The organism is Erwinia sp. PME.40.26/001, assembly GCF_055556675.1.
In genome coordinates this window covers 415,829-441,830 of the sequence record NZ_JBVHNP010000003.1, presented here as the reverse complement: position 1 = coordinate 441,830, position 26,002 = coordinate 415,829, and the positions used below count along the sequence as shown (strand labels likewise).

Sequence of the window (26,002 nt, the reverse complement as noted above, 5' to 3'; positions counted from 1 at the left end):
GGTGAAGATGGCGCGAGACTACCACAACTTATCCGCGACGGCAGCATCAGGGCAGTTTTAGCACCGGCTGCCACAGCACCTGCAGCGTGGCAACATCCTGGCCTTCAATCAGTTTCATGACCATACTGGCAACCTGCTGACCGACGTCGGGTCGCGTGGCCTGATCAATACTGGCGACCGGATCGGAGACCACCGAATCGGCGGGCAGGCCGTCATAGACCACCAGCACAATCTGCTGTGGACCGGTAAGGCGGCCCGCCTCACGTAGCGCAATCGCCGCGCCGTCACCGAGCATGTTGCAGTCGGTGACGATGACCTGTGGCTGCGGGTGCTGTGCCAGCATCTGCCGGGTCAGGCGGTAGCCTTCCCGACGGGTGGGTTCCACCTGCCAGCAGGCATCATTGGCCAGTCCATGTTGCGCCAGCGCCTCAATAAACCCCTGCCGCCGCTGCTCTACGAAGGTCTGATCGTAATGGCTGCCCAGCCAGGCAAAGCGCCGCATACCGCAACCGGCATAATGGTTGACCGCCAGCGCCGGGCCGGCCTGGTTATCAAAATCGAACCAGGCATAAGGTCTGTCCAGTTCGCTACGCCCCAGTGCCAGGAAAGGAAAGCCCAGTCGCTGGAGCGTGATCAGACGACTGTCCTGGCGCGCGGTATGCGCCACGATCAAGGCATCCACACAGTGTGTGCGCAGCATTCGCTGCATTCCGCGATGGTCGTCATGGGTTTCATCGGCGATGATCAGCAGGTCGATATCTGACCGCGCAAGCGATTGCGCGGTGGCACCCATCATTTCGACGAAGCTGATATCGTTAAACGGCAGAGGTGTGACAGGAAACAGCAGACCCACGGCATTGGTACGCCCGGTTTTCAGACGCCGTGCCACTGCATTGGGGCGGTATCCAATGCGTCTGGCTTCCTGTTGAATACGCAGGCGGGTTTCCTGTGCCACGTCATCATAGCCATTCAGGGCACGACTAACGGTGGTGACGGAGACCCCAAGGGCGCTGGCAATGGCTTTAAGTGACATATTTACAGGGGGTGATCAATTTCTGCGCAGGTTAGCATAAAACAGACATGCTCACTATGACGCATCAACGTTATTCGAAAAAACAGGAATAATCGCCCCGGCACAGACAGGCCGGGGCGGGCGTGTTACAGCGGGCTGAGGGTGATCTCAACGCGACGATTCTGCGCTTTGCCTTCTGCAGTGCTGTTAGAGGCAATAGGGTTATCCGGGCCCATACCACTGGTGCGAACGCGGCTGGCCGCGACACCCTGGGTAATCAGCGCACTGCCCACACCGTCTGCACGCTGCTGTGAAAGCGTCATATTCAGCTGACGGCTGCCGCTGCTGTCGGTGTAACCGACAACGTTAACTGCCGTTTTTGGATACTCTTTCAGCACCATGGCCACGCCGGTGAGGGTATTGGCACCTGCCGGTTTCAGCGTGCTGCTGCTGCTGTCAAAGGTGACGTTATTCGGCATGTTCAGCACGATATTATCGCCATTTCGCGTCACGCTGACGCCCGTGCCTTTCATTTTGTCACGCAGCTTCGCTTCCTGCACATCCATGTAATACCCGGCACCTCCGCCCAGTGCGGCACCGGCAGCCGCACCAATCAGTGCGCCTTTACCCCGGTCTTTTTTGGAGGAGGAGAGCATCCCCACCCCTGCGCCCAGCGCTGCGCCAATACCCGCGCCAATGCCGGATTTGCCTGCTTCGCTCTCTCCGGTGTAAGGGTTCGTGGTACAACCTGCCACGCTCAGGGTGCCGCACAGCACCAGAGCCAGTGTGATGACGCGTTTTTTCATTGGGGGTTCCTTCTCATTGCAGCATCTGGACAACGTTGCCCATAAATGCGGCCATTATGCCGCTGAAATGTGGAGGAAATACCCAGGCTTATTCTCATTTTTGTAAGCGAAAGCTACTTCTTATTATCGGGATGGCAAAAGCATGCCGTCGTGTGTTCGCTGATCAGCCCACAGGCCTGCATAAACGAGTAACAGGTTGTGGTGCCGACAAATTTGAAACCGCGCTTTTTGAGCGCTTTTGACAGGGCATCGGAGGTGACGCTGGTGGTTGGCGCGGTCCGGTAATCCGTGAAACGGCTGACCTGCGTCTGATGTTCAACGAAGTTCCAGATAAAGGTGTTAAACGGTTCGCCGCCGGCTTCCATCGCCAGCAGAGCGCGGGCATTGGCTATAATAGCGGCAATTTTCCCCCGGTGACGGATGATCCCGCTGTCCTGCATCAGACGTTCGATATCCTCTTCCTGCATGGCGGCGACGGCCCGGACATCAAAATGATGAAAAAGACGGCGGTAGTTTTCGCGTTTTTTTAAGACCGTTAACCACGACAGTCCGGCAACCTGACCTTCCAGGCAGATCATTTCAAACAGCGCTCTGCTGTCCGTCAGCGGAACGCCCCACTCTTCATCATGGTAGGCAATATAGAGAGGATCCTGTGAAACCCAGCCGCAGCGTTGCATCGTCAATGTTCCTTATCCGAAAGGGATCTCATGGTAGCGTTAAACCCATCCTCTGCGCCAGTGGCCGGGATTGGCGCTAGCGGAACATATCCGCATCGCGCAGCAAATGCGCATTACCGTGACGGCGGGTGAAGCCACAGCGGTCAAAATACTCCAGGATCTGCACCGCCAGCTTGCGTCCGATGCCGAGCTGGTCACGAAAATCACCGGCGGTAGTACTCTGCTGCTGTGCGGCGCGCTGACGGATGATAGTGGCAAAGCACATAAGACGGTCATGGCTGTAATACCGGTCTTTCACAATGGCGGTGATCTCGCCGCTCTGCGCTGCCTTGCGTAACACCTGGCGCATCAGCTCTTCTTCAGCGCCCTGCTGTATCGCCAGGTCGCGCACCCACCAGGCGTCGGTGGTAAACCGCGGTTGTACCTGTGACCAGATCGCTTTCTCCCGGTCATCAAAACGAATGGAAAAGTCGGGCAGATGCAGCCAGCCGCGGTTGTTGATCAGTTGCTGACGGTCCCGCAGCCGGTCGATGAAGGCAAACACCAGCGATTCCGGCAGCGAGGGTAATGCTATGCGCCGCAGGCGGTCGCGGCCAATACCCGGCCGGTCGTCATGATCGTTGTGGTAGTTTCCCAGCGCGACCAGCAGGGCGTTTTGCCACTCTCTGGCCATCTCCTGAGTGCACAGATAGCCGCCTTCAGCGGCAGGCATCACCTCCGTCAGCACAGAAGACAGGGCCCCGCCGGTCATTTGCAGCAGCCACTCCAGCTCTGCCAGGGTACGGGGGCGCTGCTGCAGCAGCAGCAGCACTTTTTCAGCGGCATGGTGCGCGCGTTCCCGCTGCTGCAGCCACGCAATGAATGCCGGCTGACGCCTGCCGCGTTTTGGTGGCGTCAGCAACAGCACTCTTGCCGCCCCCAGCGTCTCACGCGCACTGATGTCACGCAGGATCAGCCGGTCGTCATCCGTCAGCCACAGTGGTTTATCGAGGTGCAATTCGGCCAGATTATCCTGCAGCAGCGCAATACGGCCGGTAATATGACTGGCTGCATGATGCAGATGCAGCGGCTGCCCCTGGCGCAATGGCTGGCGTAGCGTCAGGGCGACCATGGCCCGATCGCACGGCTGCGCGGGTGGTTCGGTCAGCAGCCAGTCGCCCCGGCCGATCTCATCCTTTTCAACACCGCCGCTGAGGTTCAACGCAATGCGCTGGCCGGAGTGGGCGTGCTCCGTCGGCTGATTTTGCGCGTGCAGGTTGCGCACCCGCACCCGCTTGTTCATGCCCGTCAGCCACAGCGAGTCCCCGGTATGCACATCCCCGGACAGCGCGGTACCGGTGACCACCACCCCCGCGCCTTTGACGTTGAACACGCGGTCGATAGCCAGGCGAAAGGTGCGGCCGGTTTCGGCCCGTCGTGGGGGGAGGTGGCGCAGGTGGTCGCTCAGTTCGGCAATGCCCGCGCCACTCTGCGTGCTGGTGGTGAACAGGCTGAGGGTTTCCCAGCCCGACTGGAGCGTCAGCTCGCGGATCTGCTGCGCGACGGTGTCGCACCGAGCCGCATCCACGCTGTCACATTTGGTCACGGCGACGGTCAGCGAGGGCTGCCCGCTGAGCTGCAGGATCGCCAGGTGTTCCCGGGTTTGCGGCATAATTCCGTCATCGGCGGCCACCACCAGCAGGGCGTGATCGATACCGCCGATGCCGCTCACCATATTATTGAGAAATTTCTCGTGGCCGGGGACGTCAATAAAGCCGATTGTCCCACCGTCGGCTCGCGGCAGCCAGGCGTAGCCGAGGTCGATGCTCATTCCCCGGGCTTTTTCTTCCGGCAAGCGGTCAGTGTTAGCGCCGGTAACAGCCTGAAGCAGCGCGGTTTTTCCATGATCGACATGGCCCGCCGTGGCAATAATCATTGCGTCATCATCCTGATAAAGAGGGTGTCATCTTCCAGTGCCCGCAGGTCGAACCACAGACTGCCGTTATAAATACGCCCGATCACCGGCACATCTCCCGCCCGCAGGCGGGTAGCCAGCGCCATCAGCGTCCTGCCGCTGCCGTCCAGAGGGGTCAGTGTCAGGGCAACGGAGGGGAGCCGTTCAACCGGCAGAGAACCGCTGCCAATTTGAGACTGGCACTCTGCGGTACTGACCCTGAACCTCCCCGCCAGCGCCGCCGCCAGCGGAGGTAACAGCCGCTGGGCCTGTAGGGCAATGTCGGACGGTGGGCGGGTCAGTAGCCTCAGCGTGGGAAGCCGGGTCACTAACTGTTCCGGGTGAAGATAAAGCTGTAACGTCGCTTCCAGCGCGGCCAGCGTCATCTTATCCACCCGCAGCGCCCGTTTCAGCGGGTGCTGCTGCAGGCGGTCAATCAGCGCTTTTTTGCCGACAATAATTCCTGCCTGTGGCCCACCGAGCAGTTTGTCCCCGGAGAAGCTGACCAGGCTGACGCCGGCGGCAATCAGCTGCCGGGGCATTGGCTCCTTCGGCAGGCCGTAGTGGCTGAGGTCAATGAGCGAACCGCTGCCCAGATCGCTGATGACCGGCAGGTTAAGCTCGTCGCCCAGCGCCACCAGTTCGGCCTCGCTCACCGCTTTGGTAAAACCCTGTACCTGATAGTTGCTGGTGTGTACCTTCATCAGTAGCGCGGTCTGTGCCGTCACGGCGGCGCGGTAGTCCTTCACATGGGTTCGGTTGGTGGTGCCGACTTCGCGCAGCATACAGCCTGCCTGGGTCATGACATCGGGGATGCGGAATGACCCACCGATTTCCACCAGCTCGCCGCGTGAAACCACCGCCTCTTTTCCCGCCGCCAGCGCCGCCAGCATCAGCAGGACCGCCGCCGCATTATTATTGACGATGCAGGCGTCTTCTGCACCGGTCAGTCGGCAGAGCAGATCGGCCAGCGCCCGGTCTCGGTGGCCGCGCCCCGCCTCATCCAGTGCGTACTCCAGGGTGACCGGCTGGCGCATCACCCGGGTGACGGCGGTCACGGCAGACTCTGCCAGCAGCGCCCGGCCGAGATTAGTATGCAGAAGGGTGCCGCTCAGGTTCAGCACCGGTAACAGCCCGCTTCGCCGCGTTTTTTCAAGGTGCTGGTCCGCATGGTGTGCCCAGTCAGCGCACCAGTCGGGGAGATGCTGATGCTGACGGATATGCTCTCTCGCCTGTTTTTGTAACTCACGGAGCAACGTGACCACCTGCTCATGGCCCCAGCGTTCACTCAGGGCCTGAAACTCTGCCTGGCGCAGCAGGCGGTCAATGGAGGGAAGTTGGCTGAACAGTGTCTTCATTAAGGGGCTCAGTTAGCGGGCGGTTCCGTACGGGCAAAGCTGTCACGCTGGAACAGGGTGGTAGCCAGTGCGACCAGCATGGGCCGGTTCACATGCCAGGCTGGCGCCACGCGGCGATAATTGAGGTAACCCAACGTGCAGGCGGTGGCAATATCGGCCAATGTGATCTGCGGGCCGTTAAGCCATTTTCCCTGCACGGCGGCCGCTTCAAGTGCATCCAGCCCGCGCTGAATTTTATCGCGCTGGCGCAGCATTTCACTGGCAGACTGCTGGTCCGGCGCTTTCTGCTGTTCGCGAACGATCAGCAGTGCGGCATCGCAGACGCCATCCGCCAGCGTTTCCAGCTGGCGGACTGCAAGCTGTGCGTGCGGGTCAACGGGCAGAAAGGCCGGATCGATATGCTGGAGCTCCAGCCAGGCGGCGATAATCGACGAGTTATACCAGACCTCTCCGTCATCACTGATCAGCGCAGGAACCTTGCCCAGCGGGGTGTAGTCCTTCACATGGCTGCCTTCATGCCACGGTGATTCGTTGATGAACTCGAAGGTCATGCCTTTTTCCAGCAGCATCACTGAAATTTTACGCACATACGGACTGGTGTAATTACCGATTAGCTTCATCGTCTAGTCTCCCGGGAATAAAAATGGATTGAGACTGCTGCGGGCGAAACCTTCCTGCTCCATGCGTGCATCAAGAATTAATGAGGCGAGATCGTCAGCCACTGGTTCGACCGCCGGGTCCTTTTCCTGATAGAGCATCTTCAGGTAGGTGCCGCAGTCACCGCAGCTTTCGGCCTTGATGGCTGCCGTTTCATTATCCAGCGACCAGTAGTGCAGATCCTGGGTCTGTTCGCAGTTACTGCATTTGGCGCGAACCACATGCCATTCGCTTTCACACAGGTTGCAGTGCAGATAACGCAGCCCGTCTTTGTGGTTGCCCATATGGATCACGCTGGACACCGGTACGCTGGCACAGACCGGGCAGAACTGACGCTGTTCACCGGCTTCCGCCCGGGCTTTCCCGGGGATCAGCGCGGCCATCTGCGCCCAGTACAGGGATAATGCCGCCCAGATAAACGGGGATTTATCGCTGCTGACCTGGGCGAAATCACTGGCAAACAGCGCACTGGCCATGGCTTCCAGCTCGGCAGAGGAGGCTTTTTCCAGGTTCTCCAGCACCGCCAGCGCCTGGCCGGTCATTTCGGGTTTAAGTTCAGCGATCAGAGAGTGCAGCAGGCGCTGCCAGTGGTCGTCGCGCGGCAGGGTGCTGATATCCAGCGGCGGTTTGCCGAGGCGGGCGCTCTCTTCCAGCCGGGTGCGCAGATCTTTCTCTAACGGATGGTCATAGAGTACGATCTCCTGAGCCGTGGCAATCACCGCTGCAAAGCGCAGATAATCACCCAGCGGATTTTTGTCTGCCAGCTGACGTAAACGGGCGGCGCGGCGGCTGTATAGCTGCTTCAACCTGGGGAAAAGTAACGGCGGAATGCTCTCCGCCGTTGCCGTGTCGCTTTTCTCCAGCCGGTCCTGCGGGATAATGCGAATAGTCATCAGGGGCCTTTTTCCTGTTGTTTTTGCTGGTTTTGCTGCTCACGCACGCTACGATACCAGCGCGGGTGATGCTTTTTAGCCCAGGTCGCGGTGACCCAGCCTTCCACCATCGCCGTTATCGTGCCTTTGATCCAGAGTGCGGCGTAGACGTGTACCATAATCACCACAATCAGAACCACCGCAGCTACCGAATGCACCACCAGCGCACCCCGTATCAGAGGGATGCTGAAGACCGGTGCAAAGTAAGGACGCCAGATCACAACGCCGCTGGCCAGTAGCAGAATTAAGCTGATGATAGCCGCCCAGAATACGCACTTCTGACCGAAATTATAGCGTCCGGTGTCGCCGGCTTCCTCGTTTTGGACAATTTTATGAATATTTTTTGCCCAGATCAGGTCCTGCCTGTCGATGAGATTGTGCCGCCAGTAGCGGAAAAACATCAGCAGGAAGGCCGCAAACATCACCACACCGGCAAACGGATGCAGGATGCGCGCCAGCTGCGGCGTACCGAGGATATGCATCAGCCAGTTCAATGAAGGGAAGAAAAACCCCAGTCCGCTGACGGCCGCCAGGATAAAGCAGAGAACAACCAGCCAGTGATTAAGACGTTCAGGTGCGCTGTAGCGCTGTATACGCTGATGGGGTTTCATTGATCATCCTCCTGATGTTCATCCTCTTCCTCTTCGGCCCGGTTCGGGCCGACCCCGACATAGTGGAATACCGAAGCAGCAAAGGTGGCGGCAAAGCCAAATGCAGCCAGCGGTTTCCAGATGCCTTTCCAGAAGGTAACGGCCGGGCTGATGGACGGATCTTGCGGCAATCCGTGATACAGCGTCGGCCGGTCGGCATGATGCAGCACATACATGACGTGTGTGCCGCCCACGCCTTGCGGATCGTACAGGCCGGCGTGGTCATAGCCGCGCCCTTTCAGCTCTCCGACGCGCTCTGCCGCCACCTGCTTCATTGCCTCTTTGCTGCCGAAGTGAATCGCACCGGTGGGACAGGTTTTCACGCAGGCTGGTTCCTGACCAACGTTAACCCGGTCGACGCACAGGGTACATTTGTACACCCGATTATCCTGCGGATTAAGACGCGGCACGTTGAACGGGCAGCCGGCAATGCAGTACCCGCAGCCGATACACTGCTCTGACTGGAAGTCGACGATGCCGTTGGCATACTGAATAATTGCACCCTCTGACGGGCAGGCTTTCAGACAGCCTGGATCGGCACAATGCATACAGCCATCCTTGCGGATCAGCCACTCCAGCCGACCGTTCTCCTCCACCTCGGAGAAGCGCATCACGGTCCAGGATTTGGCGGTCAGATCGGCGGGGTTGTCATACACCCCGACGTTAGTCCCGACCTCATCGCGGATGTCGTTCCATTCGGAACAGGCCACCTGGCAGGCTTTACAGCCGATGCAGGTGGTCACGTCGATCAGTTTGGCCACCTCCTGCTGGTGGTCGCGGGCCTGCGGGGGAGGTGTCAGGCTGTTGGTTGCCGAACGGCGAATAATGTCCTGAGATTGATAAGCCATCGTTTACACCTTCTCCACGTTAACCAGGAACGCCTTGAACTCTGGCGTCTGCGTATTGGCATCACCGACGAAAGGCGTTAGCGTATTAGCGAGGAAGCCCTTCTTCGCCGCGCCGAGGAAGCCCCAGTGGATCGGAATGCCAATGGTATCGACCGGTTTACCATTCACGGTCAGCGTCTGCAGGCGTTTGGTCACCACCGCTTTCGCTTTGATGTAGCCGCGATTCGAACTGACCTTCACCGTATCGCCGTGCCCGATGCCCAGCCTGCCCGCCAGCGCTTCCCCGATTTCAATAAACTGTTCCGGCTGGGCGATGGCGTTCAGCCGCGCGTGCTTGGTCCAGTAATGGAAATGCTCGGTCAGCCGGTAGGTGGTGCCGACATACGGGAACTGCGGTGCCTGTCCCATGTTATTAAGATCGTCGGTGAACACCCGTGCTGCCGGATTGGAGATCACCGACGGATGCAGCGGGTTAGTGCCAATCGGCGTTTCAAACGGCTCGTAATGCTCCGGGAACGGCCCTTCCGCCATTTTATCCAGCGCAAACAGTCGCCCCATGCCTTCAGGCTGCATGATGAACGGCCCGGCATCGCTGCCCGGTGGCGCAGTACCATAGTCGGGAATATCCTGACCGGCCCATTTTGCGCCGTCCCAGTGCAGCAGCTGGCGTTTCGGATCCCAGGGGTTACCCTGCGGGTCGGCAGAGGCGCGATTGTAGAGAATGCGGCGGTTCAGCGGCCACGCCCAGCTCCAGGCAGGGGTATTCCCCAGCCCGGAAGGATCGCTGTTATCGCGTCGGGCCATCTGATTGCCTTCCGGAGTCCAGCTTCCGGCGAAGATCCAGCAGCCGCTGGCGGTGCTGCCATCGCTGCGCAGCTGGGCAAAGCTGCTCAGCTGCTGGCCTTTTTTCACCAGAATTTCGCCCTGATCGTCCCGCAGGTCATTCAGCGCCCGGCCGTTACTTTCCCTCGCCACTTCTTCTGATGCTGGCGCATCAGGTGTCTGATAATCCCAGCTCATGTTCAGCACCGCCTCTGGTAGCGCACCGCCCTCCCGGGCATACAGCTCGCGCAGGCGGAGGTAGATGCCGGCCAGAATCTCGCCGTCATTTCGCGCTTCACCCGGTCCGTCAGCTCCTTTCCAGTGCCACTGCAGCCAGCGCGCCGAGTTGACAATGGAGCCGTTCTCTTCCGCAAAGCAGGTGGACGGCAGACGGAAGACTTCCGTGCCGATTTGTGACGGATCGGCGCGGTTGAACTCGCCGTGGTTTTCCCAGAAACTCGCCGTTTCGGTGGTGAGCGGATCGATAGTGACGAGGAATTTCAGCTTCGCCAGCGACTCCGCTACCTTTTGCTTGTGTGGGAATGACGCCAGCGGGTTAAAGCCCTGGCAGAGGTAGCCGTTGACCTCGCCCCGGTGCATCATGTCGAAATACTGCAGCACGTCGTAGCCTTTGTCCCACTTCGGCAGCCAGTCGAATCCCCAGCTGTTTTCCGGCCGGGCGTGGTCGCCATAGAACGCCTTCATCATGCTGATAAAGAACTTCGGATAGTTGCTCCAGTAGTTGACCTGGCCGGGCAGCAGCGCTTTTGGCGTGTTGGCAGCAAGATAGTGCTCAAGATCGGCCTGTTTTTCGGAGGGCAGCGTCATGTAGCCCGGCAGGCTCTGCGACAGCAGGCCAAGATCGGTCAGCCCCTGGATATTGGAGTGGCCGCGTAGCGCGTTAATGCCGCCGCCCGCCATGCCCATATTGCCCAGCAGCAGCTGGATCATCGCCATAGTGCGGATGTTCTGTGCCCCCACGGAGTGCTGCGTCCAGCCAAGTGCGTAGAGGAACGAGGCGGTCCGGTCCGGTGCGCTGGTGTCGGCCAGCAGTTCACAGACGTGCAGGAAATCCTTTTGCGGGGTACCACAGATATTTTCCACCACTTCCGCGGTGTAGCGGCTGACGTGGTGTGACAGCAGGTTATAGACACAGCGTGGGTGGGCGAGCGTGGGGTCGCGTCGGGCAAAGCCCTGCTCATCCAGCTCATAGTGCCAGCTGGTTTTATCGTAGCTGCGCGTTTCAGGGTCATAGCCACTGAACAGGCCGTCATCGAAGCTGAAATCTTCCCGCACGATCAGGCTGGCATTAGTGTAAGCCGAAACGTACTGGTGCTGAATTTTGCCTTTTTCAAGCAGATAGCGCAGCACGCCAGACAGGAAGGTAATGTCAGTGCCGGAACGAATGGGCGTATAAAAATCCGCCACCGATGCCGTACGCGTAAAGCGCGGATCGATAACGATCAGTTTCGCGTTGTTATGGATTTTGGCTTCCATCGCCCAGCGGAATCCTACCGGATGCGCTTCAGCGGCGTTGCCCCCCATGACGACGACCAGATTCGCATTGCGGATGTCGACCCAGTGATTGGTCATCGCACCGCGACCGAACGTTGGAGCAAGACTTGCTACCGTCGGTCCGTGTCAGACGCGTGCCTGGTTGTCGACGGCAAGCATGCCGAGCGACCGGGTCATTTTCTGGGTTAAGTAGCCAGTTTCATTACTGGAAGCCGAGGCGCAGAGCATCCCGGTAGTGAGCCAGCGATTGACGGTCACGCCCTCTTTATTCTGTGCTACAAAGTGCGCGTCGCGGTCATCCTTCATCAGCCTGGCGATGCGGTTAAAGGCATCATCCCAGCTGATACGCTGCCATTTATCGCTTCCGGCAGCGCGATATTCCGGGTACTGCAGGCGGCTTTCGCTGTGAATAAAGTCGAGCAGCCCGGCCCCTTTCGGACACAGCGCCCCGCGGCTTACCGGATGGTCCGGGTCCCCTTCAATATGGAAAATGCGCTCTTTCACATTTTTTGCCCCATCACCCATGCTGTACATCAGCAGGCCGCAGCCAACCGAGCAGTAGGTACAGGTATTGCGGGTTTCACGGGCACGTAACAGCTTGTACTGGCGGCTTTCTGCCAGTGCAACGCCGGGGGTAAAGCCGAGAGCGGCGGCAGTGGTCCCTGCCATCCCTCCGGCACAAATTTTAAAGAATCGTCTTCTGCTGACTTTCATCACGTCATTCCTGGTTCGACAGTGGTCAATTATTTTGCTCCGCTCAAATGAGAGGTTCACAATAAGCGCAGGTGCTTTTTAGCGTTTACGATGTGAAATAATACCACAGGATTATTGTGGTTGATGAGGCGAGTGGGATTCATTGAGCGACGAACAGCACAAAACAGAGGACAGCCTGCCCCCAGCCGCTGGCTTACGCCAGATTGCGGTCTGGCAGCGCGATGCGCTGGACGCCCCCCGGCCGGACTGGCTGGCAGAAGAGGTGCCGGTGGCACTGGTGTACAACGGTATCTCGCATGTGGTGATGATGGCGACGCCGAAAGACCTGGAGGCGTTTGCCACGGGCTTCTCTCTGTCGGAAGGCATTATCGCCTCACCCGCGGATATTTTCGGGATTGATGTGGTGCCGGGGTGTCAGGGGATTGAGGTGCAGGTTGAACTGTCGAGCCGCCGCTTTATGGCTCTCAAAGAGCAGCGCCGGGCGATGGCCGGACGGACCGGCTGCGGCGTCTGCGGCGTGGAGCAACTGGCTGAGATCGGTAAACCGGTTCAGCCGCTGCCGTTTACGCAGCGCTTTGATTTCAGCCAGCTCGACAGCGCGCTGCGTCAGCTGAAAGATTTCCAGCCGGTGGGTCAGCTTACCGGCTGCACTCATGCCGCCGCATGGGTCACGCCGGCGGGACGTCTTAGTCTGGGCTGTGAGGATGTGGGCCGCCATGTGGCGCTGGATAAGCTACTGGGGCTGCGCAGCATGGCACCGGCCGCACCCGGCGCGGTGCTGGTCTCCAGCCGGGCCAGCTATGAGATGGTGCAGAAGTCCGCGATGTGCGGCGTGGAGATCCTGTTTGCCGTGTCTGCCGCCACGCAACTGGCGGTAGAGGTCGCCGAACGCTGCAACCTGACGCTGGTAGGCTTCAGTAAGCCGGGGCGCGCCACGATCTATACGCATCCGCAGCGGCTGGTGTAATATTGAGCAACTTGGCACAGTGAGGATGTGACTTATGCGACAGCCCTATCGTCTGAAGAGCATAACGCTCAGGGATATTGGTGTTTTTGAACATACGCATTTTGATTTTCCACCGATCGAAAGTGTAGAAAAGGATGCTGCAAAAGCGGAGATTCATATTTTTACCGGGCCGAATGGCTGCGGGAAAAGCACTATTTTGTATGCAATGGCGGCGATATTTGAGATGGCTGAGGATAAGTCGCTAATCTTTAAACGTTTTCGCAATAATAAAAGTACCGTTGATTTCAGTTTTCTGCATGAGCACGGGCGTTATAGCGTCGAAAATTCATCACCTCTTGATCGGACAAGTGACGGGTTGTACCCCCTTAAGCTTTTGGGACAAAGTTCATTTTGGAGCAGCGATTCTGACAGCGTTTTTAAAACTTATTATGGGCGCTTTGATAAAAATAATCGTCTGAAAGAGTCTGTGTTTCCGTTTGCTGCTTTTGCCTATGCGGGCAATCGCTCTCCGCAGGGTGAATTCAATGCCAAGGCCATACAAAATATCACCGACTCACCGTTTGAAGACGCCCTCTCCTTTGATAAAACGGTGCGCCCAGACATTCTGGCGCAGTGGATTGCTAATAATCGTACCAAAGCGGCACTGGCGCAGGCAGATAACGATAGTGAGGACGTTAAACGTTATAATTCGGCTTTGCTGGCAATCAGTGATTTTATCCAGGATGTGTGCCAACTCAACGTCAACTTTCGTCTGAAGCGGATGCCGCTTGAAGTGATTGTGGATGTAGACGATATTGCGGTGTCATTTGATGCCCTGCCCGAAGGCCTGAAGTCCATTATCTCCTGGGTAGCTGACCTGGCGCTGCGGCTGGAAGATATTCCCTTCGTTGAGCAGCGCGATATTTTCTCTCAGCCCATTATTCTGTTCCTGGATGAAATCGATATCCATCTTCATCCTAAATGGCAGCGCCGTATCCTGCCTGCTGTCCAGAAACTGCTGCCTAATGCTCAGGTCTTTGTCTCCACGCATTCGCCGTTTGTCGTCGGTTCCGTTGAGGATGCCTGGGTCTATCGTCTGCCTGACCCACAACGCACCGTGTGTCTTGACCCGTCGATGCCTGAAATCATTATCCCGGAGGCCTCTGCAGCGGGGAAAAGCGTTCAGCTTATTCTTGAGGAAGTCTTCGATGTCAGCGAGCAGTTTGATGTGGAAACCGAAGGAATGCTGAACGACTTTTACCATGTCCGTGACGCGTATCTTAAGCACCCTGTTGACGATAGCGCACTGATGACTCTTGCTGATAACATTCGTCAGCGTGGGGAAGAGCTGGAACTGATTATCGAAATGGAACTGCGCCAGATCGCACGCCGCATTAAAGGATAGGGATCATCAGGGATGAGAAAACTGATACGTATTGCGCAGCCACCTTGTCTGGCTGCCAGATTTATGGAATGGACCGATCGCTATATGACCGCTCGTGAAGTGAATGCGGCGGCGGCTTTTAGCTGGTATTCCAGGGCCTGTTATCAGGATGTGCGAACGGCATTGCTCGCCATGACGCAGCATCATTGTGCGTTCTGCGACGGATTCGTCGGGACAGAAGGGCGCGAAACGGTAGAACATTTTCGCCCGAAGAGCACTTACCCGCAAGAGGCTTTCCTGTGGCGTAATTTATTCCCCTGTTGCGACGTATGCCAGAGTGCCAAGTTGGAACGTTATGATGATCTGCTGCTTAAGCCTGATGAAGAAAACTATCAGTTTGAACATTTTTTTATTTGTAATTATGGCACCGGAGAATGACAGCCTGCGCCGGAATCAGCGCTGCGGATCAGGGGCGGGCAGAAAAAACCATTGAGTTTTATGGACTGAATCTACCATTAAGGAAACAGGCCAGAGTCAGGGAACTCAAAAAATTTCTTGCCGTGGGCAATGATATACATATTGATGAATTCCCTAACCGCTATTTCCTTGCTATCTAAGCCAGCACCACCTGCGGCAACACTGCTTTCAGCGCGTCAAATGCTGCAAGGCTTTCCGCGCCGCTGTCGGTCACCAGCGTGCTGATCTGTTGCAGGCTGGCATAGCTGATGCGGCTGGTTTGACCGAGTTTGGTGTGGTCGGCCAGTACGATCAGCCGTCCGGCCTGCTCGCGCATGGTGCGGGCGATCGCCGCTTCGTGCGGCTGAAAACTGCTGGCACCCTGCCTGGCGTCCAGCGCCACCGGGGACAACAGCGCCACATCGGCGCGATAGCGGTGAATTTCGCCCACCGTCAGCTCACCACGCGTCTCCTTCGCTCCGGCCAGCATGTTGCCGCCCAGCAGGATCACCTGATTGTTCAGCGTCTCGTGTTCTTCCGCTGCGCACAGCGTTAATGCGGCGTTGAGACTGTTGGTGATAATCGTCAGGCCGGACATCGAGCGTAACTCTTCCGCCAGCATGGTGGTGGTGCTGCCCGCATCAAGAAATACTGTCTGACCGGACTGCAGCAGCTGCGCCGCCGCGCGGGCGATGGCGCGTTTCTCTTTTGCCATCACGGCGCTGCGCACCGTCAGCGGGGGCTCAGGCATAGTACCCGGTGCCATCAGACCACCGTGTACACGGCGTGCCAGGCCCTGGGCTTCCAGCTCAATAATGTCGCGGCGCGCGGTCTCCCGTGAGATCCCCAGTTCTTTTATGATCCGCTCGGTACTGACCTGACCCAGCGTACTGAGTAGCGCACGAATGCGGTGTAAGCGTGTTTCCTGCAGCATGATCCCAATCCCCTGACTCTCTCTGCGGTATAGCCTAACCGACTCTGTGCCACTGTGCCTGTGTATTTTGTTGTACTTGTGTGTTTTGTTGCATTTAGTCGAAAAATTGCCATGATGAGCATCAGACATGGCTGACTGCCACCGGGCAACCCTCAATTTAGCAACGGGAGTGATCATGGCTACACGTTCAACCATCATGGATACCAACAGTTTCCGCGCCGAGCATGCCGACGGCCTGAGCGCTGATGTGCGCAAGCTGACCGACAAGCGCAGCAGGGTGCTGGGCGAGTCTTATCGTCTCTTCTATCGCAAGCCGGTACATCTGGTGCGCGGTCAGGGCCAGTATCTGTGGGATGCTGCCGGGGATAAATATCTTGATGTATATAACAACGTTGCCAGCATTGGCCACTGCCATCCTGCGGTGACGGATGCGGTATACCGGCAGATGCAGCAGCTGAACACCCATACCCGTTACCTGCATGAAGCGATCCTCAACTACTCGGAACAGCTGTTAGCCACTACACCGGCTGAGATCGACCGTGCCATGTATATGTGCACCGGTTCAGAGGCCAATGACCTGGCGATCCGCGTGGCGCGCGCCTTCAGCGGCGGGACCGGGATTATCGTCACCCGGGAGTCCTATCACGGCACCAGCGACCTGACCTCGGGCGTGTCTCCGGCGCTGGGCAGCGGACAGCCGCTGGCCGCGACCACCCGTCTGGTGTCACCGCCGGACCGTTACCGCGTTGATGCCCCCGATCTCGGAGCCTGGTTTGCCGCTGAAATTCAGCAGCAGATCGATGATATGGCCGCACATGGCATCAAGTTTGCCGGTTTCCTTGCGGATTCGATCTTCTCCTCCGACGGCGTACTGCCCGGACCAAAAGGTTTCCTTCGCCAGGCGATCGACGTGGTGCATAAGAATGGCGGCATCTTTATTGCCGATGAAGTGCAGCCGGGCTTTGCCCGGACGGGGGAGGCGTTCTGGGGCTTTGCCCGCCACGGCGTGGTACCGGATGTGATCACTACCGGCAAGCCAATGGGCAACGGCATCCCGGTTTCCGGCCTGCTGGCAAAAAGCAACGTGCTGGCCGCCTTCAGCGATGATATTCCGTACTTCAACACCTTCGGCGGGAATCCGGTGGCGATGGCCGCCGCGCAGGCGGTACTGGACGTGATTAACGCTGAGGGGCTACAGGAACACAGCCGTGTGGTGGGGGCGAAACTGCTGGCGGAACTGTCGACGCTGAAAGAGAAATATGCGTGCGTGGGTGATGTGCGCGGGGCCGGTCTGTTTATCGGGTTCGAACTGGTGAAAGATAAATCCAGTAAAATCCCGGATAAGCAGCTGGCGCTGGATGTCACCGAGATGCTGCGCGAAAATCACGTACTGACCTCCGTGGCAGGTCCGCATGGCAACGTGCTGAAACTGCGCCCGCCGCTGGCGTTTCAGGAGAGTGATATCGACTGGCTGGTGGGGGCACTGGACAAATCACTGGCGGCGCTGGGGCGTTAACATGCCGGGCCGATCGGAAAAAAGGATGGCCCCGGCTGGTCGTTTCATTCCGCGATGAAGTGAATAATCCCTTAGATCATTTAGTTGTAACCTGAAAGGGATTGGATATAACCACCCGTTCCTGCCGGGCTTGCTGTATAACCTTATCAACGTCGGGGCATTGATAACCCTTTTCCCGATCATTTATTTAACTATAATGATCCGACTGCTTACGCGGTGCTGAACAGCGAGCGCCGCCCATAATCTGAATGGAGACGATGAACATGAGTTATTCACTGCCATCCCTGCCTTATGCGTATGACGCACTGGAACCGCATTTTGACAAGCAGACCATGGAAATTCACCACACTAAGCACCATCAGGCTTATGTGAACAACGCAAACGCTGCGCTGGAAGGCACTGAGTTTGCCAACCTGCCGGTGGAAGAACTGATCGCAAAACTGGATCAGCTGCCTGCGGACAAAAAAGGCCCACTGCGTAACAACGCGGGCGGTCATGCTAACCATAGCTTCTTCTGGAAAGGCCTGAAAACCGGCACCTCTCTGGGCGGCGACCTGAAAGCAGCCATCGAGAAAGATTTCGGCAGCGTTGATGCGTTCAAAGCAGAATTCGAAAAAGCGGCCACGACCCGTTTCGGTTCTGGCTGGGCGTGGCTGGTTAAAAAAGGCGACAAGCTGGCGGTTGTCTCAACCGCAAACCAGGACAGCCCGCTGATGGGCGAAGCGATTTCTGGCGCATCCGGTACTCCGATCATCGGCCTGGACGTGTGGGAACACGCCTACTACCTGAAATACCAGAACAAACGCCCTGACTACATTAAGGCGTTCTGGGACGTGGTTAACTGGGATGTGGCTGCCGAGAACTTTAAAGCGGCTAAGTAATCCTCAGCGGGCGGGCAGACCCTAAAAGAGGTCTGCCCCTGCAAACCGCCCCTGTTCTGATAAACCGGCGACCTGTTCGCCGGTTTTTTTATGCCCGTGCGGCAGCAGACCTTTCTGACAGGCAGCATAACTGTCTTATATCTGGCTGTAACTCATCTCTTTTCTACTGGTTATCTTCCTGAGGCCAGCGCTTCCCCCTGTAGTGTCTGGACATCTGGATGGCTAATATTATTATGTGTTAGCTTATACCCTTTCGGTCGTTGCCTGCCGTGACAATCCATTAAAAAATGCAGCGCACCCCTTTATTTATTGAGCCTGAGAAAACACGCCCATGACCGCGATAAATCGCCTTGAAATGCGCCAGATCTCCATCGCTTTTGGCGGTTTTGCGGCGCTTAAGTCCGTTGACCTGACGCTGGACGGGCATTCCATTCATGCCCTTACCGGTGCCAACGGTGCCGGAAAATCGACGCTAATGGCGGTACTGTCGGGCGCTTACGATCATTACAGCGGCGAGATCCTGCTGGACGGTCAGCCAGTGAGTATCCGTTCCCCGCGCGATGCCAAACAGCTGGGGATTCACCTGGTACAACAGGAAGTCGATGTGGCGCTGGTCGCCGGCCTGACGGTGGCAGAAAACATCATGCTGGATCGGCTGGCGGAAGGGGGACAGCTCTATCGCTGGGGCGAAATGCGCCGTCAGGCGCGGGCACTGCTGGCGCAGCTGGATGTGCAGATAGACGTCAGGCGCAAAGTGGAGCAATGCACGCTGGCGGAAAAACAGCAGATTTTGCTGGCCCGAGCTCTGTCACATCACTGTCGTTTTCTGATCCTTGATGAGCCCACTGCGCCGCTGGACCAGCATGAAAGTGAAAAGCTGTTTGCTGTGGTTCGTCAGCTGCAGGGGCAGGGTATTGGCGTGGTGTTTATTTCACACCGCATTAATGAGCTGAGTGCAATTTGCGACCGGCTGACCGTCCTGCGCGACGGTGAACTGATTGAAAGCGGCCCGATGCAGGGGCTGAGTGGTGAACAGATCGTCGAGAAGATGCTCGGGCACCAGCTTGATGATATCTATCCCCCGCCGCGTCCACCGTTCAGTGAGGAGACGCTGCTGCATATTGCCGGACTGCATGATGAACATCTGCTGAAAGATATCACCCTGACGCTGCGTAAGGGCGAGATCCTCGGGATTGCCGGACTGGCCGGTGCGGGAAAAACCGAACTGTGCAAAGCGCTGTTCGGTGCCAGTAAAAGCCGGGTTCAACAGGGCGAACTGCACGGTAAACCGTGGAAGCCGTCATCGCCTCATGCGGCAGTCGACAACCGTATGGCGCTGATCCCGGAGGAGCGCCGCAAAGAAGGCATCTTTATTGACGAGTCCGTGGTGATGAATCTCAGCGTGACGGCCGATAACAGCTTTTCGCGCTGGAGTCTGTTTGGCCATCGTCAGGCATGGCGCTGGGCAGAAGAGGTCATCGGTAAACTGGGTATCCGCACCACCGGTCCCCGGCAGATACTGCGCCGCCTGTCGGGAGGAAATCAGCAAAAGGTGGCGATTGGTAAATGGCTGCGTAACAACGCTGACGTACTGATTTTTGATGAACCGACCAAAGGCGTGGATATCAAGGCCAAAACTGACCTGTTCGATCTGATCGACGGGCTGGCCCGCCAGGGAAAAGGGGTGATTTATGCCTCCGGCGAATTTTCTGAACTGGTTGGCCTGTGTGACCGTATCTGCGTGCTGTGGGACGGACGCATTGTGGCGGAAATGGCGGCCAGTGACGTTGATGAAGAGACACTTTTATTATATTCCACCGGAGGAACGCCTGCGTGAGCAGCAAAGAAATTTCCCTGAAGGCGGCACCGACCGTCAGACACCAGCTGTTTGATTTTCTCTATAAGTGGGGAATGTTGCTGACGGTCGTCGCGCTGATCGCCGGCTTTGGCCTGGCCTCGGACAGCTTCCTTGAACCGACCAATATCATCAATATTTTGCGCTCCATTGCCATTGTCACTGTCATTGCCATTGGCGTGTCGATCTCGCTGACGATCGGTGGTTTTGACCTGTCAGTGGGCTCTACAGCTTCGCTGGCGAACTCGCTGGTGATCTCGCTATTCGTCTGGTACGGCTTCGGTCCGACCCAGGCTATCGCTCTGACGCTGCTGCTTTGTACGCTGGTCGGGTTGTTTAACGCCTTTATGATCGTCGTCCTGAAAATCCCTGACATGCTGGCGACCCTTGCCAGCCTGTTTGTGGTGCAGGGCGTGGCGATGACCTACAGCTTTGGCGGCTCAATTACCGAAAATATGGTTCTGCCGAGCGGAGATATGGCGGAAGGCACAATCCCCGCAGTGTTCTCACTGCTCGGCCAGGTGCCGATTATTGTCATCGTGATGCTCGCGGTGACGGTGGTGGCACAGTTGCTGCTGTCGCTGACCAAGCATGGCCGCCGGATGTATGCCATTGGCGGTAACCCGGAAGCGGCGAGGCTGTCGGGCATCCGCACCACGCGCTATCGCGTGCTGGCTTACGTGATCTCTGCGCTGCTGGCGGGGCTGGGCGGTATTCTGCTGGCGTCGCGTATTGGTTCTTCACAGGTAAACGCCGGTGGCGGGTATTTGATGGATGCGGTGGCAGCGGCCTGGATTGGCCTGTCGCTGGCGGGAGCGGGAAAACCCAACGCGCTGGGCACACTGCTGGGTGCCGTGATCCTGGGGGTATTACAAAATGGCCTGGTGATGCTGTCCGTACCGTATTACGCGATGGACATTATTAAAGGCCTGGTGCTGGCGGTGGCGCTGGCAATAACTTACGTTCAGCGCCGTGAGGCGTAACTTTTCAGACAGGGTAATTATAATGAAAAAAATCACCACATCGCTGCTGGCTCTGAGCCTGCTGACGACAGTACCTGCTTTTGCTGCGGACACAGACGTGCCGGCGGCTATTGCCAACCATGAAGGCCCGGTACGAATTGCGGTGATCCGCAATCTCGGGTCTGACGATAACACCACACAGTTTGTGGCCGGTGCCATTCAGGAAGGACGCAAGCTGGGCTTTAAAGTCAGTACCTTCCTCAGCAACGGTGACGATGCGCGTTTCCAGGATTTTGTTAATCAGGCCATCAGCCAGAAATATGATGGCATCATCCTGTCACACGGCAAAGATCCCTACGCTACCGATCTGGTGAAACGTATTACCGACGCCGGTATTAAAGTCTCGGTGTTCGATACGCCGGTGAATAAAACGATTGAGGGGGTGACCGTGACCGCGCAGGACGATGCGTCGCTGGCGCAGCTCTCGCTCGATCAGCTGGTGAAGGACACCCACGGTAAAGCCAATATCGTCAAGCTTTGGGTCGCGGGTTTCCCTGCTATGGAGCGCCGCCAGGTAGTGTATGAGAAAGTCCTGAAAGCGAATCCGGGCATCCATCAGTTGGAATCCATCGGCGCGGTTTCCTCTGACGTGCAGGGGGATACGGCGAATAAGATCGGCGCTATCCTGGCGAAATACCCGAAAGGCAAGATTGATGCCATCTGGGGTTCATGGGATGCCTTTGCTCAGGGCGCGTATAAGGCCCTGCAGGAAAATGGTCGTACCGAGATTAAGCTGTACAGCATCGACGTGTCCAACCAGGATCTGCAGCTGATGCATGAGAAAAACAGCCCGTGGAAACAGACCGTGGCTGTCGACAGCAAGCTGATTGGGGCGACTAATATGCGTCTGGTGGCGAACAAGATTGGGGGTGAAAGCACTCCGGCTACCTATCAGTTTACCGCCTCTGCCATCTCGCAGGCGCAGCTGGCCGCGCAGAGCGGGGCCGTAAACGTGGCTAATCTGAATAAAATCATTCCGGGCTGGGGCACGTCCAGTGACTTCGTGGCACCGTGGTTTGCTACCCTGGAAGCGAAGTACGCGAAGAAGTAGGGACCTCCGCATCTGACGAAAGCGAACGGCCTGCCCCTATCCCTGGCAGGCCGTTTATTGTCTGCTCATCGTGCAAGACAGACATACAGCGGCGTGGTGCCTTCGGAGACCAGCAGTGCATTGTCGCTGAACTGCGTGAGCCTGAGGATAAAGGCATTACTCGTTATGAGCGCATGATAGAACACCGTGTCAGGGGCGGTATCAATATCTCTGACGATGGTGCTGGCGTAATCCACCTCCATAACGTGATTTTCCGGATGATAGCGCGAGTTCATCATCAGCGTCCTGCTGAGCGTAAAACGCCCTTCCCCCGTGATGAGCTGCCCGGTGAACCCGATGGCAAGGCGCTTACTGCCAAGCGTTGTCAGACTCACACTTCCCTCCATGATGACCCTCGAATCCGGTTTTTCCAGATCAAAATGCACATTGCCTTTGCAGGAAATAGTCAGCTGAGGCTTATCTAAATCCGTTTTACCCCGGGTTAAGCTGATGAAATAAAAGAATATTAAAAAAAGGATAGCTCCACTGGTCAGAAGAATATTTTTCATATTTTTTATTGTTGCTGAAAGTAATTTTCACAGTGCGTAAGTTTTTGGTGACTGCTCTGATAACACTGGGTGATAAAAATGACCTTCTGATCGAAATCTTTTCGCGGAAAGAAATTTACAAACTTAAAGTGGATAGTACTGTGACGTCTGCGACAGTCTATTTTCTGTTCTTTGATAAATAACGTTAATGACTTTATTTTTTCTTCTCTAAAGCTGTGCGGCTCTTCTGATAAGTCAATTATCTGGCACGTACCGATAAAATCTGCTTTTCTCATTTTTGCACTGAACGGATAATTTTTCACCGTAAAGAAGAGTAAAATTAAGAAGACGGCTACCAGACAGGCTAACAAACTTCTTTTAATGGTGAATGTTAAGTTTTTTCTCCGGTGCAGTGGTGAGGAAATAATGTTAATTATTTTACTGAAAAGAATAATAACATTATTGTTTCGTGCAGGTTCCCTCCGGGTAAGCGAAATCTCTGCCTCCAGACGAAACCCCTTTTTAGGGACGGTAATGATAATGTTTTCATTAATACCAAGCTGCGAAAATGTTTTTCTCAGAAAGCTTATATGATTGCTTAAATTACTTCCTGATGGCCGTAGTCCGTGATCTTCCCAGACTGATTTGAGTAAGTCTTCACGTGTTATAGTTTTACCTGAACGTGTAATCAATTCAGTTAAAAGTCTCGAGCTCGGCCTGGGCAGTTGCACCGTGGAATCGTGATTATCTATCAGTTTCAGTAATCCATTAACTGTATCGAAATGGATGATCTGATTAATAAAATAGTCCATTTTTATTTTTCATTAAGATTCCATTGTTTGCCTTTTGATTATCTTAATCCTGAGCTTCCCTGTCAATGGTTGCAGGATGAGCAGATGTGTAGGCTGTTATTGCTCGCTCATGTTTACTTTTTATTATTAATTTCAAGATAAGATTAATTGTTGCAGGGGTAACGCTTAACACTAGTCGTGAAGGATTTACATTTTAGTTTTTTAATCTGTTTATGTGTTTATTAATAGTATTTAATATTGCAATTATTTAATAATTGATATTAAGTTTTGTTTTTGGCCTATGCGTACTATCATGGCGTTGCTTTGATTTTGCAGGACTTTTTTTTATACTTTAAAACGGCAGGAGCCGGACATACCTAAAGGAGAAAGATGATGAGTAAATTCATGAAGAAGAGCGTTCAACGGAAAGCCGTTGTGGATAAAGTGATTACAGCCCTGAATGACTTTTTTGAAGAAAATAGTACGGCAAACTCTTCTTTATCGGTATCAGCCACCACCAGAGACGTTGCTAACCGGTCTGAATTAAGCATTTATAATGCCAGGCATATATTGATTAAGCTGGAAAAAGAGGGTGTTATCACCTCTGTGAAAAAAGAAAAAAGTAAAGGTCTTTTTTGGAATAAAACAGAAAATTTTAGATTGTGATGAGGTTGTGCTTACTGTCGGCGTACCCTTTTTCAGGGTACGCCTTTTTTTAAGACCGGATTCATCGTTAATGCCTTCCCCGGGTTTTAGATATCCCGCCGGAACCGGTTGCGCATAAGGGCTATTTCACACTCTTTCCTGGTGGATAGGATTCTGCAATCCTGAGGTTGTAAACCATGGTGGCATTGGGGGGGATCTTCGGTGGCAGTCCCCGGTCCTTGTAGGCCAGCTCAGGCGGAACGACTATAGTGATAGACCCATGGTTTTTCAGTTTGCTTAATGCTTCACTAAAGACGGGAGGATAATCGGCCAGCGGCTGAGTCAGCACCATTCCGCTGGTATCCATATCGGTAATGACATCCCCGTTTGTCAGACTCTCTTTGACCACAACGTCCAGCGCGGCATTTTTCGGCAGGGGAGTATCCCCGATATAACTAATGTTGTACCAGAATCCGGAAGGTGACTTGTGTGTGCCTTTCATTTTGGTAAAGCGCTGCAAATACGCTTTTGTTGCTTTATCTAATTTAGTTGTCAGTGATTTCTGATCTTTCTCAACACGACTGCTGACTTCTTTTAATGTTTTCCTTAACACGTCAGTGGAAAGTTTTGCCTGCCCCTTGAAAGCATCCACTATTCCTGCAAGGACGATAGTCTGATCGCTCGACGTGCCCCAGTTCCGATTTTCTGCCTGCATCTGCAAAATTTCATCCCCGAGAGACATACCGATAGCATAAGCCTCGCGGGACTCTTTTTTATTCAGTTTTTCCGGGGTGAGAGCGGGCAGCGAATTTCCGGGCTTCACCTCTTTCTGCTGTTTTTCGCTCGCGGCGAGTTTCGCTAGTGCATCGTCCAGTTTCGCCTGTAGCGCAGCCAGTTTTTCCGCTTGCATCTGCTCTAGCGCTTTTTGTTTGTCTTTGTCGACCGCCGCAACCGTGACCGGTGCATCAGGTTTTGCTGCACCATAGAGATCGATTTGATCCAGTTTTGACTGAAGTGACTTCGCGACCAGCTGGCTCTCTGCCAGCTGCTCAGGCGTCGGACGGGTGGTGAGCTGCGCCTGCAGTTTCACTTTATCACTCTCCAGCGCGGTTTTAGACTGTTGCGCATCGTTGAGCTGTTGTTTTAATTGCTCCAACTGCTGCTGAAGTGCCACCTGCTGTGCATCGGCAGCCGAACGGTCTCCGGCTATCTTTTTCAGCAGCTGCTGTTTTTCATCAGCAAATGTCTGCTGATCGCCCGTATTTTTTGCCGTCAGCGCTTGCAGTGAAGACTGTAGGGAATCTCTTTCTTCGGTGGCACTATCGACTGCTTTACTCCGGGCGGACAGACGCTCTTCAAGCGTCGCAATCTGCTGTTGCAGTGCAGCTTCGCGCGCGCTGGCGGTGCTGGTTTTGCTGTCGCTGAGGGTCTTCAGTTGGTCACGCAGGGCGGTTTCTGTGAGCCGGGCTTCCTGAAGCTTCGTTTTCAGTGCCTGCAGCTGCTGGGTTTCTTCAGCAAACGCCTGCTGTTCAGCGGCACGTTTCGCGGTCAGGGCCTGGAGTGAGGACTGCAGGCGATCCCTTTCTGCGGTGGCGTTATCGGCCTCTTTACCGCGTGCGGACAGGCGCTCTTCAAGCGCCGCAATCTGCTGCTGCAGTGCAGCTTGCGCGTCGACGGTACTGGTTTTGCTGTCGCTGAGAGTTTTGAGCTGGTCACGCAGGGCGGTTTCCGTGAGCCGGGCTTCCTGAAGCTTCGTTTTCAGTGCCTGCAGCTGCTGGGTTTCTTCAGCAAACGTCTGCTGTTCAGCGGCACGTTTCGCGGTCAGGGCCTGGAGTGAGGACTGCAGGCTATCCCTTTCTGCGGTGGCGTTCTCAGCCTCTTTACCGCGTGCGGACAGGCGCTCTTCAAGCGCCGCAATCTGCTGCTGCAGTGCAGCTTCGCGCGCGCCGACGGTGCTGTTTTTACCGTCGCTGAGGGTCTTCAGTTGGTCACTCAGGGCGGTTTCCGTGAGCCGGGCTTCCTGAAGCTTCGTTTTCAGTGCCTGCAGCTGCTGGGTTTCTTCAGCAAACG

General features: G+C 55.9%; 24 protein-coding genes. 10 read left to right on the top strand and 14 right to left on the bottom strand.

Going from position 1 to position 26,002, the window contains the following annotated elements; genetic code table 11:
• Positions 1-46: 46 nt before the first annotated feature.
• From ACZ3HG_RS12470 to fdnG, 10 genes are all read right to left on the bottom strand, one after another.
• Positions 47-1,033, bottom strand: coding sequence for a LacI family DNA-binding transcriptional regulator (locus ACZ3HG_RS12470; RefSeq protein ID WP_191937127.1), 987 nt, complete (start codon positions 1,031-1,033; stop codon positions 47-49).
• A 125-nt stretch (positions 1,034-1,158) separates the two neighbouring features.
• Positions 1,159-1,818: an OmpA family lipoprotein gene (locus tag ACZ3HG_RS12465; RefSeq protein ID WP_191935235.1), complete on the bottom strand. Its 660-nt coding sequence runs from the start codon at positions 1,816-1,818 to the stop codon at positions 1,159-1,161.
• A gap of 113 nt (positions 1,819-1,931) precedes the next feature.
• Entirely contained in the window at positions 1,932-2,495 is a 564-nt protein-coding gene (locus ACZ3HG_RS12460; protein ID WP_191937128.1) for a DNA-3-methyladenine glycosylase I, read from the bottom strand.
• 76 nt (positions 2,496-2,571) lie between these two features.
• Entirely contained in the window at positions 2,572-4,410 is a 1,839-nt protein-coding gene (gene selB / locus ACZ3HG_RS12455) for a selenocysteine-specific translation elongation factor (RefSeq protein ID WP_465332967.1), read from the bottom strand.
• The gene (gene selA / locus ACZ3HG_RS12450; protein WP_191935283.1) at positions 4,407-5,798 is read right to left on the bottom strand and encodes an L-seryl-tRNA(Sec) selenium transferase; all 1,392 of its coding nucleotides are present in this window, start codon (positions 5,796-5,798) and stop codon (positions 4,407-4,409) included. Before selA ends, selB begins: the two co-directional genes overlap by 4 nt.
• Positions 5,795-6,406 (bottom strand): glutathione S-transferase, encoded by a 612-nt coding sequence (locus ACZ3HG_RS12445; RefSeq protein WP_465332966.1) that lies wholly within the window; start codon positions 6,404-6,406, stop codon positions 5,795-5,797. Before ACZ3HG_RS12445 ends, selA begins: the two co-directional genes overlap by 4 nt.
• A 3-nt stretch (positions 6,407-6,409) precedes the next feature.
• On the bottom strand, positions 6,410-7,336 hold the full coding sequence (gene fdhE, locus ACZ3HG_RS12440) for a formate dehydrogenase accessory protein FdhE (RefSeq protein ID WP_191935231.1): 927 nt from the start codon (positions 7,334-7,336) through the stop codon (positions 6,410-6,412).
• Positions 7,336-7,986, bottom strand: a complete 651-nt coding sequence (gene fdoI / locus ACZ3HG_RS12435; protein ID WP_465332965.1) for a formate dehydrogenase cytochrome b556 subunit — start codon at positions 7,984-7,986, stop codon at positions 7,336-7,338. Before fdoI ends, fdhE begins: the two co-directional genes overlap by 1 nt.
• Positions 7,983-8,873, bottom strand: a complete 891-nt coding sequence (gene fdxH / locus ACZ3HG_RS12430; protein ID WP_191935229.1) for a formate dehydrogenase subunit beta — start codon at positions 8,871-8,873, stop codon at positions 7,983-7,985. The genes fdoI and fdxH overlap by 4 nt, the downstream gene beginning before the upstream one ends.
• Before the next feature lie 3 nt (positions 8,874-8,876).
• Positions 8,877-11,924, bottom strand: coding sequence for a formate dehydrogenase-N subunit alpha (fdnG, locus tag ACZ3HG_RS12425; RefSeq protein ID WP_191937132.1), 3,048 nt, complete (start codon positions 11,922-11,924; stop codon positions 8,877-8,879).
• A gap of 175 nt (positions 11,925-12,099) precedes the next feature.
• On the opposite strand from fdnG, the gene fdhD reads away from it, so the two are divergent.
• The 4 genes from fdhD to ACZ3HG_RS12405 are packed head-to-tail and all read left to right on the top strand — an operon-like array spanning position 12,100 to position 14,871.
• On the top strand, positions 12,100-12,891 hold the full coding sequence (gene fdhD / locus ACZ3HG_RS12420) for a formate dehydrogenase accessory sulfurtransferase FdhD (protein WP_244633749.1): 792 nt from the start codon (positions 12,100-12,102) through the stop codon (positions 12,889-12,891).
• 34 nt (positions 12,892-12,925) lie between these two features.
• Positions 12,926-14,275, top strand: a complete 1,350-nt coding sequence (locus tag ACZ3HG_RS12415; RefSeq protein ID WP_465332964.1) for an AAA family ATPase — start codon at positions 12,926-12,928, stop codon at positions 14,273-14,275.
• Positions 14,276-14,287: 12 nt separating this feature from the next.
• On the top strand, positions 14,288-14,692 hold the full coding sequence (locus tag ACZ3HG_RS12410) for an HNH endonuclease family protein (protein WP_465332963.1): 405 nt from the start codon (positions 14,288-14,290) through the stop codon (positions 14,690-14,692).
• Complete coding sequence (locus ACZ3HG_RS12405) at positions 14,689-14,871, top strand: hypothetical protein (RefSeq protein ID WP_465332962.1); 183 nt, start codon at positions 14,689-14,691, stop codon at positions 14,869-14,871. The genes ACZ3HG_RS12410 and ACZ3HG_RS12405 overlap by 4 nt, the downstream gene beginning before the upstream one ends.
• Here ACZ3HG_RS12405 and ACZ3HG_RS12400 read toward each other — a convergent pair.
• Entirely contained in the window at positions 14,868-15,644 is a 777-nt protein-coding gene (locus ACZ3HG_RS12400; protein WP_465332961.1) for a DeoR/GlpR family DNA-binding transcription regulator, read from the bottom strand. The genes ACZ3HG_RS12405 and ACZ3HG_RS12400 overlap by 4 nt on opposite strands.
• Positions 15,645-15,819: 175 nt before the next feature.
• On the opposite strand from ACZ3HG_RS12400, the gene ACZ3HG_RS12395 reads away from it, so the two are divergent.
• The 5 genes from ACZ3HG_RS12395 to ACZ3HG_RS12375 all read left to right on the top strand — a co-directional run bounded on the left by ACZ3HG_RS12395 (position 15,820) and on the right by ACZ3HG_RS12375 (position 21,969).
• Positions 15,820-17,160: an aspartate aminotransferase family protein gene (locus ACZ3HG_RS12395; protein WP_191935223.1), complete on the top strand. Its 1,341-nt coding sequence runs from the start codon at positions 15,820-15,822 to the stop codon at positions 17,158-17,160.
• Positions 17,161-17,423: 263 nt separating this feature from the next.
• Entirely contained in the window at positions 17,424-18,041 is a 618-nt protein-coding gene (gene sodA, locus ACZ3HG_RS12390) for a superoxide dismutase [Mn] (RefSeq protein ID WP_062744050.1), read from the top strand.
• A 331-nt stretch (positions 18,042-18,372) separates the two neighbouring features.
• Positions 18,373-19,878 (top strand): sugar ABC transporter ATP-binding protein, encoded by a 1,506-nt coding sequence (locus ACZ3HG_RS12385; RefSeq protein WP_465332960.1) that lies wholly within the window; start codon positions 18,373-18,375, stop codon positions 19,876-19,878.
• Positions 19,875-20,879, top strand: a complete 1,005-nt coding sequence (locus tag ACZ3HG_RS12380; RefSeq protein WP_191935221.1) for an ABC transporter permease — start codon at positions 19,875-19,877, stop codon at positions 20,877-20,879. The genes ACZ3HG_RS12385 and ACZ3HG_RS12380 overlap by 4 nt, the downstream gene beginning before the upstream one ends.
• Before the next feature lie 22 nt (positions 20,880-20,901).
• Positions 20,902-21,969: a sugar ABC transporter substrate-binding protein gene (locus ACZ3HG_RS12375; protein WP_191935220.1), complete on the top strand. Its 1,068-nt coding sequence runs from the start codon at positions 20,902-20,904 to the stop codon at positions 21,967-21,969.
• A gap of 65 nt (positions 21,970-22,034) precedes the next feature.
• Here ACZ3HG_RS12375 and ACZ3HG_RS12370 read toward each other — a convergent pair whose 3' ends face one another.
• Positions 22,035-22,343, bottom strand: a complete 309-nt coding sequence (locus tag ACZ3HG_RS12370; protein WP_191935219.1) for a hypothetical protein — start codon at positions 22,341-22,343, stop codon at positions 22,035-22,037.
• A gap of 179 nt (positions 22,344-22,522) precedes the next feature.
• Positions 22,523-23,308 carry a winged helix-turn-helix domain-containing protein gene (locus ACZ3HG_RS12365; protein ID WP_465332959.1) on the bottom strand — a complete coding sequence of 262 codons (786 nt, stop codon included), beginning with the start codon at positions 23,306-23,308 and terminating at the stop codon, positions 22,523-22,525.
• A 369-nt stretch (positions 23,309-23,677) separates the two neighbouring features.
• On the opposite strand from ACZ3HG_RS12365, the gene ACZ3HG_RS12360 reads away from it, so the two are divergent.
• A complete protein-coding gene (locus ACZ3HG_RS12360) occupies positions 23,678-23,953 on the top strand; it encodes a FaeA/PapI family transcriptional regulator (protein ID WP_465332958.1) in 276 nt (91 codons plus the stop codon).
• Positions 23,954-24,074: 121 nt separating this feature from the next.
• Here ACZ3HG_RS12360 and ACZ3HG_RS12355 read toward each other — a convergent pair.
• The coding region (locus ACZ3HG_RS12355) for an FKBP-type peptidyl-prolyl cis-trans isomerase N-terminal domain-containing protein (RefSeq protein WP_465332957.1) at positions 24,075-26,002 on the bottom strand (1,928 nt) is incomplete at its 5' end.

What these genes read in the sequence shown, in the direction of transcription:
- ACZ3HG_RS12400 (WP_465332961.1), bottom strand. Translation starts at nt 15,644, where the DNA reads ATGCTGCAGGAAACACGCTTACACCGCATTCGTGCGCTACTCAGTACG.
- ACZ3HG_RS12465 (WP_191935235.1), bottom strand. Translation starts at nt 1,818, where the DNA reads ATGAAAAAACGCGTCATCACACTGGCTCTGGTGCTGTGCGGCACCCTG.
- ACZ3HG_RS12365 (WP_465332959.1), bottom strand. Translation starts at nt 23,308, where the DNA reads ATGGACTATTTTATTAATCAGATCATCCATTTCGATACAGTTAATGGA.
- ACZ3HG_RS12405 (WP_465332962.1), top strand. Translation starts at nt 14,689, where the DNA reads ATGACAGCCTGCGCCGGAATCAGCGCTGCGGATCAGGGGCGGGCAGAA.
- ACZ3HG_RS12395 (WP_191935223.1), top strand. Translation starts at nt 15,820, where the DNA reads ATGGCTACACGTTCAACCATCATGGATACCAACAGTTTCCGCGCCGAG.
- fdhE (WP_191935231.1), bottom strand. Translation starts at nt 7,336, where the DNA reads ATGACTATTCGCATTATCCCGCAGGACCGGCTGGAGAAAAGCGACACG.
- ACZ3HG_RS12375 (WP_191935220.1), top strand. Translation starts at nt 20,902, where the DNA reads ATGAAAAAAATCACCACATCGCTGCTGGCTCTGAGCCTGCTGACGACA.
- ACZ3HG_RS12385 (WP_465332960.1), top strand. Translation starts at nt 18,373, where the DNA reads ATGACCGCGATAAATCGCCTTGAAATGCGCCAGATCTCCATCGCTTTT.
- selB (WP_465332967.1), bottom strand. Translation starts at nt 4,410, where the DNA reads ATGATTATTGCCACGGCGGGCCATGTCGATCATGGAAAAACCGCGCTG.
- ACZ3HG_RS12415 (WP_465332964.1), top strand. Translation starts at nt 12,926, where the DNA reads ATGCGACAGCCCTATCGTCTGAAGAGCATAACGCTCAGGGATATTGGT.
- ACZ3HG_RS12445 (WP_465332966.1), bottom strand. Translation starts at nt 6,406, where the DNA reads ATGAAGCTAATCGGTAATTACACCAGTCCGTATGTGCGTAAAATTTCA.
- ACZ3HG_RS12360 (WP_465332958.1), top strand. Translation starts at nt 23,678, where the DNA reads ATGATGAGTAAATTCATGAAGAAGAGCGTTCAACGGAAAGCCGTTGTG.
- ACZ3HG_RS12410 (WP_465332963.1), top strand. Translation starts at nt 14,288, where the DNA reads ATGAGAAAACTGATACGTATTGCGCAGCCACCTTGTCTGGCTGCCAGA.
- fdxH (WP_191935229.1), bottom strand. Translation starts at nt 8,873, where the DNA reads ATGGCTTATCAATCTCAGGACATTATTCGCCGTTCGGCAACCAACAGC.
- ACZ3HG_RS12470 (WP_191937127.1), bottom strand. Translation starts at nt 1,033, where the DNA reads ATGTCACTTAAAGCCATTGCCAGCGCCCTTGGGGTCTCCGTCACCACC.
- sodA (WP_062744050.1), top strand. Translation starts at nt 17,424, where the DNA reads ATGAGTTATTCACTGCCATCCCTGCCTTATGCGTATGACGCACTGGAA.
- fdoI (WP_465332965.1), bottom strand. Translation starts at nt 7,986, where the DNA reads ATGAAACCCCATCAGCGTATACAGCGCTACAGCGCACCTGAACGTCTT.
- ACZ3HG_RS12460 (WP_191937128.1), bottom strand. Translation starts at nt 2,495, where the DNA reads ATGCAACGCTGCGGCTGGGTTTCACAGGATCCTCTCTATATTGCCTAC.